The 6,712-nt window shown below is 37.2% G+C and carries 6 protein-coding genes; all 6 read right to left on the reverse strand.

Going from position 1 to position 6,712, the window contains the following annotated elements:
* Positions 1–55: 55 nt before the first annotated feature.
* Positions 56–916: a glucose-1-phosphate thymidylyltransferase RfbA gene (gene rfbA / locus ACR2MV_RS05305; protein ID WP_434020864.1), complete on the reverse strand. Its 861-nt coding sequence runs from the start codon at positions 914–916 to the stop codon at positions 56–58.
* Between the two features lie 12 nt (positions 917–928).
* Entirely contained in the window at positions 929–3,298 is a 2,370-nt protein-coding gene (locus ACR2MV_RS05310) for an efflux RND transporter permease subunit (RefSeq protein ID WP_434020865.1), read from the reverse strand.
* Positions 3,299–3,398: 100 nt separating this feature from the next.
* Positions 3,399–3,953 carry a ribosome recycling factor gene (gene frr, locus ACR2MV_RS05315; protein ID WP_434020866.1) on the reverse strand — a complete coding sequence of 185 codons (555 nt, stop codon included), beginning with the start codon at positions 3,951–3,953 and terminating at the stop codon, positions 3,399–3,401.
* Positions 3,954–3,965: 12 nt separating this feature from the next.
* Positions 3,966–4,673 carry a UMP kinase gene (pyrH, locus tag ACR2MV_RS05320; protein WP_434020867.1) on the reverse strand — a complete coding sequence of 236 codons (708 nt, stop codon included), beginning with the start codon at positions 4,671–4,673 and terminating at the stop codon, positions 3,966–3,968.
* A gap of 187 nt (positions 4,674–4,860) precedes the next feature.
* Positions 4,861–5,676 (reverse strand): translation elongation factor Ts, encoded by an 816-nt coding sequence (gene tsf / locus ACR2MV_RS05325; protein ID WP_434020868.1) that lies wholly within the window; start codon positions 5,674–5,676, stop codon positions 4,861–4,863.
* A gap of 46 nt (positions 5,677–5,722) precedes the next feature.
* Positions 5,723–6,523, reverse strand: a complete 801-nt coding sequence (rpsB, locus tag ACR2MV_RS05330) for a 30S ribosomal protein S2 (protein WP_434020869.1) — start codon at positions 6,521–6,523, stop codon at positions 5,723–5,725.
* Between the last annotated feature and the right edge of the window lie 189 nt (positions 6,524–6,712).

Here is a 6,712-nt window from a genome sequence, read left to right on the forward strand (position 1 = left end):
TCCTCAAAATTTTGGTGGCAAAGATACGTAAAGCGATAAAAATTAGAAAGTATAATTATTTTAATATTTCCAGGAGATATTGACCATAGCCACTTTTTAATAAGGGCGTTGCCACAGCTTTAAGCTGTTCCCCGGTAATAAAACCTTTTCTATAGGCGATCTCTTCAATACAACCAATTTTAAGGCCTTGTCTTTCTTCAATAACCTGTACAAACTGCTGTGCCTGAATTAGTGAGGAAAAAGTCCCTGTATCAAGCCAGGCTGTACCTCTTCCTAAAAGAGCCACACGTAAGGTTCCTTCTTCGAGATAGGCATTGTTTATATCAGTGATTTCATATTCGCCACGAACAGATGGCTTAATTGTTTTGGCCTTGGCAACCACGGAATTGTCATAAAAGTAAATTCCTGGAACGGCATAATTCGATTTGGGATCCTCTGGCTTTTCTTCAATCGAAATAGCATTAAAATCATCATCAAATTCAACCACTCCGTATCGTTCAGGGTCATTCACGTGGTAGGCAAAAACAACGCCTCCTTCGGGTGATGCAGCTTTTTCCAGACGTCTTTCCAAATCAGAACCATAAAAAATATTATCTCCAAGTATCAGAGCGACATCATCATCACCGATAAAACTCTCACCAATAACGAAGGCCTGGGCCAATCCATTGGGAACCTCCTGAACGGCATATTCAAATCGACACCCTAAATTTTTACCATCTCCTAAAAGCCTTTCAAAGAGAGGAAGATCTGTAGGTGTGGAAATGATCAATATTTCTTTGATCCCGGCCAGCATGAGCACGGATAAAGGGTAATAGATCATTGGTTTGTCATAAATAGGCATCAATTGCTTGCTCACTGCCAATGTCAATGGGTGTAAACGTGTGCCGCTGCCGCCTGCCAGAATAATTCCTTTCATTGCTAATAAATTTTAAGTGTCTTCATCCTCTTTAGGGATGATTGAAATAGCTGGTTTTTTTAGTGTTTTTTTATTGGCTATTCTCGATTCCAGTGATAGTAATAACGATGGTAATAAGAGTAAATTGGATACCATGGCAAAAAGAAGTGTTACCGAAACCAGGCCTCCCAAAGCAATCGTACCTCCGAAGCTTGATACGGTAAAAACAAGGAACCCGAAAAACAATACGATTGAGGTATAAAACATACTTACCCCAGTTTCTCTAAGGGCAGCGTATACTGATTTACGAACGTTCCATTTGTGCGCAATAAGTTCCTGTCTGTACTTGGCCAGGAAATGAATGGTGTCATCAACGGAAATACCAAAAGCGATACTAAAAACCAAAATAGTGGAAGGTTTAATAGGTACGCCAAGATAGCCCATGAGCCCCGCCGTGATCAACAGTGGCAGTATATTCGGGATCAACGAAATAATGATCATTTTATACGATTTGAACATCCAAGCCATAAACAAAGAGATCAGAAAGATGGCTAATGACAGAGATATCACAAGATTTTTAACCAAATAATTCGTTCCTTTTAAGAAAACAAGCGCTTTACCCGTAAGTGAAACGTCATAACGTTCCACGGGAAAAACCTGATCAATTTTTGTTTGGATCCGATCTTCAATGTTTTCCATTTTTTCTGTACCAATGTCCTTCATAAAGGTGGTGATACGCGCATATTGACCCGTAGAGTCAACAAAATTCTTTAGTTGATCGGAGGTGGCATCTGAATTCTTTGTATAGGCAAGAATAAAATTTTTCTCCTGCTCTGTAGGCAATTGATAGTATTTTGGGTTTCCATTGTAAAAGGCCTGCTTCGAATACTTCACCATATTCAGTATCGAGATGGATTTAGATAGCTCCGGAATTTCGTCTATTTCCTCATCGAGTTTGTTCATTCTTTTTAAGGTAGACAAACTCATCACCCCATTTTTACGTTTGGTATCGATCAATATTTCCAAAGGCATGATGCCTCCAAATTCTTGCTCAAAAAACACGATATCTTTATAAAATTGCTTCCCTTTAGGCATGTCTTCAATTAAACTACCTGAAACGCGAATCATATAGACACCAATAATACTTGCAACAATAATACATACCGTAGATACATATATAGCAATTCGGTGATGCCTGACCGTATTTTCCATCCAATTGACAATGGCATCTATCCATTTTCTTTCAAGATGCTGTAAGTGCTTGTCATTCGGCTTGTGCATAAAGCTATAGATAATGGGTATTATCAATAAAGACAAAACAAAAATAGCCAGGATGTTGATAGAAGCAATGATACCGAATTCGTTCAGCAACTGACTGTTTGTAAAGATAAAAGTTGCAAACCCGGATGCCGTCGTGATATTTGTCATCAACGTGGCATTTCCTATTTTTGAGATCACTCTTTGCAAGGATTTTGCCTGGTTACCATGTTTTTTGACTTCCTGCTGGTATTTGTTGATGAGAAAGATTGCATTCGGTACCCCAATCACGATGGTCAGTGGCGGGATCAATGCCATTAAAACGGATATTTCATATTCAAACCAACCAATAAAACCTAGGGCCCATACCACCCCGATACTCACAACGGTCATGGTGATAAATGTTGCTCTGTAAGACCTGAAAAATAACCAGAAAATTAAAGAGGTTATAAACAATGCCAGGCCTACAAAAAGGCCAATTTCATCAATGATATTTTGAGCGTTCATTGTTCTGATAAAAGGCATTCCGGATACGCGCACATCCAATCCAGTATCCTTTTCAAAGGCCTCAACATAGGGATTCAGTACATCAAAAACAAAACGTTCTCTTTTCTTTGTGTTGACAATCGCCTTGTCTAAGTATATAGCGGTCTGAACGGTTCCCGTTTCTTTATTGAAGAGTATATTATCGTAGAACGGGAGTTTTTCGAATAGCTCATTGCGAATATTAGCCACCTCCTCGTCCGTGGACGGAGTGTTTTCATAAATAGGTTCAACAATAAATTGCTGATTCTTTTTATCTTTTTTCAGCTTTTTGATGTCTCCAATCGAAACAGAGAAATCAACTTCCGGATAGGCATCAAGTTTGTGTGAAAATTCATTCCACTTATTAAAGTTCTCAACTTTGAATAAACTGGAATCCTGCACAGCCAGGATGATCATGTTTCCTTCTTCACCAAAAATATCAAGAAAGTGATCATATTTAATATTCTCCTCATGATCCTTTGGAAGGAGGTTTGCCTCAGAATGGGAGAATTTAATATTTTGAATCTTAGAACCTAGAAGTACCGTAATGGCAGCAAGAACAACAAGAATTAATATTCTTTGAGTTAAGATAAACCGAGATACAACTTGCCAAAAATTCATAAACAAAGGTTTTAAAAGCGTTCTGCTTTATCTGCAATCAACATTATCTTGAATCTTTTGAAGTGTATTAAATCAAAAAGTTGATACGTGGGTATTTTGATTAAACGGTCATAATTTCTTTCTCTTTAACTACGTAAAGAGCGTCTACCTTTTTGATATACTTGTCAGTCAAATCCTGAACATCCTGTTCTGAATTATTGAGCATATCTTCAGATATATCGAGTTTTTTTAACTCATTATTGGCTTCTTTTCTGTCATTTCGAATGCTCACCTTGGCATTTTCGCCTTCAGATTTAGCTTGTTTTGCCAAGTCTCTCCTTCTTTCTTCAGTCAAAATAGGCACATTGATAATCACACTTTCTCCATTGTTACTTGGATTAAAACCTAAATTAGCATTCATAATACCCTTTTCAATTTCTGGAATCAATTGTTTTTCCCAAGGTTGAACAGTGATGGTATGTGCATCCATCGTGTTTACGTTTGCTACCTGGCTCAAAGGTGTTAAAGCCCCATAATATTCGACTTTTACACTACTCAACATGGATGGAGTTGCCTTTCCGGCTCTTATGTTTACAAATTCTGCTTCTAAATGATGAATGGCGCTGTCCATTTTTTCGATGGCCGAATCTATTATAAATTGAATTTCCTCGTTCATGATTAAAAAAATTTATGAATTAACTAGTGTTCCAACATTTTCGCCTGAAATTACTTTCATCAGGTTGCCCTTTTTATTCATGTCAAAAACAATGATAGGCAGGTCATTTTCTTCACTCAGCGTAAATGCCGTCATATCCATAACCTTCAGATCTTTGCTCATGACTTCCTTAAAGGTAATATTTTCAAACTTAACGGCCGAAGCATCCTTTTCAGGGTCAGAAGTATAGATGCCATCTACACGTGTACCTTTGATAATTACATCTGCATTTATCTCTATCGCTCTTAATACGGCTGCGGTGTCAGTTGTGAAGTAAGGGTTACCAGTACCACCACCGAAAATTACAACACGCCCTTTTTCAAGATGTCTTACTGCCCTTCTTTTGATAAAAGGTTCAGCTATTTGTTTCATTTCAATTGAAGTAAGTAATCTTGTCTGAAGTTCTGATTCTTCTAAGGCACTTTGCAGGGCTAGTCCATTGATAATGGTTGCCAGCATTCCCATATAATCTCCCTGAACGCGGTCCATTCCGTTGCTCGCTCCGGCCAACCCTCTAAAGATGTTTCCACCACCAATTACAATGGCGACTTCGATGCCCTTATCAATAATATTTTTAATTTCAGAAGCATAGTCAGCCAGTCTTACTGGATCAATACCGTAGTTTCTATCGCCCATTAAGGCTTCACCACTTAACTTTAAGAGAATTCTTTTATATTTCATAGATTACTTTGTAAGTAGTGCAAATATAATAAATATTACGGATGGAAAATTCAAGTTTTTTCTATAAAATACGGAGATATGAATCGAATACCTGTCGAGCATGCAACCTGTGTTAGCCCTTTGAATTTCTAAGTCAAAAAAAAACCCTGGATACGCATCCAGGGTTTTTAAAAAATTATTTGAAAGATTAACCTAAGGCTACTCTTTTAAATTCGATAACTTCAACATCACCAATTGACTTCACATACTTAGCAACACTAACTTTGCTGTCTTTGATAAAGTCCTGATTTACCAATGTATTGTCTTTGAAAAAACGTCTAAGTTTTCCTTCTGCAATCTTATCAAGCATTGCTTCCGGCTTTCCTTCAGAACGTAATTGATCTTTTGCAATTTCAATCTCCTTATCAATTACTTCCTGATCAACACCACTTTCATTAAGTGCGATAGGGTTCATAGCCGCAGCTTGCATAGCTACGTCCTTCGCAACTTCTTCAGCACCATCAACTTTGGCAGATAAACCTACGATCGTAGCAATCTTACCAGAGTGGATATATGATCCTACATATGGAGCAGAGATCTTTTCGAATGCAGAAAGTTCAATCTTTTCACCGATTACACCAGTCTGTTCGATTAACTTTTCCTGAACAGTAATTCCACCAAAATCAGCATTCATCAATTCTTCTTTAGTAGAACTGTTTAATGCTCTTTGAGCCAATTCTTTTGCAAGGTTTACGAATGATTCGTTTTTTCCAACAAAATCAGTTTCACAACCTAAAACAATTACAGCACCTTCTGTACTGTCTGAATTTACTACAGCAATGGCAGCACCTTCAGTTGACTCTCTATCTGCTCTTTTGGCAGCAACTTTCTGACCTTGTTTACGTAAAATTTCAATCGCCAAATCAAAATTTCCTTCTGCCTCAACTAATGCCTTTTTACAGTCCATCATTCCCGCACCGGTCGCTTTTCTTAACTTATTTACTTCAGCAGCTGTTATTTTCATCTTATTATATGTTTAGTCGTTATTGTGTCAATAACAAGTTCTACAATTATTTTTCTTCCTTCTTTGCTTCAGCAGGCTTAGCAGCTTCAACCGTTTCAGCAGCAACTTTTTCTTTTGCTTTTGCCGGAGCAGCTGGAGCAGCATCTTGCTCTTTACTTTTCTTTCTGTCAGCCAATCCTTCAGAAATAGATTCAGCCAAGTAAGAAAGCACTTTATCTATAGATTTAGATGCATCATCATTTGATGGAATTACATAGTCAATTGGTCTTGGATCAGAGTTTGTATCTACCATCGCAAAAATTGGAATGTTTAATTTTTGTGCTTCAGCAACAGCGATGTGCTCTCTTTTAATATCAACTATTAAAATTGCACCTGGTAAACGCGTCATATCTACAATAGAACCTAAATTCTTTTCTAGTTTAGCTCTTTGACGGTTGATCTGTAATTTCTCTCTTTTTGATAATGCTTCAAAAGAACCATCTTTCTTCATTCTATCGATATAAGCCATTTTTTTAACAGCTTTTCTAATAGTGACGAAGTTGGTTAACATACCACCTGGCCAGCGCTCAGTGATAAAAGGCATGTTTACGCTTTTTGCTTTGTCAGCAACGATGTCTTTTGCTTGTTTTTTGGTAGCTACAAATAATATTTTTCTACCTGAGGCTGCAATTTTTCCTAAAGCTGAACCGGCTTCTTCGATTTTTGCAGCAGTTTTGTATAAATCGATAATATGGATTCCTTTACGCTCAGTATATACATAAGGAGCCATGTTTGGATTCCATTTTCTAGTAAGGTGTCCGAAATGAACTCCCGAATCGATTAATTCTTTTATTTCAATGTTTGCCATTTTGTTTTAGTTTACGTTCCGTGGGTTTTCGCAATGATTAAGTAGTCAATCTAAATTTATGAATCTCAATCATTTGGATGCTAGACTTGTACGACAACAGTTTATTCTTTTTTACTTTACGCTTATTATTCAAAAACAATTGAATAATTTCCAGATTAACGTTTAGAGAACTGGAATTTCTTACGAGCT

This window comes from Lutimonas sp. (assembly GCF_051011215.1).
Lineage (GTDB): Bacteria > Bacteroidota > Bacteroidia > Flavobacteriales > Flavobacteriaceae > Lutimonas.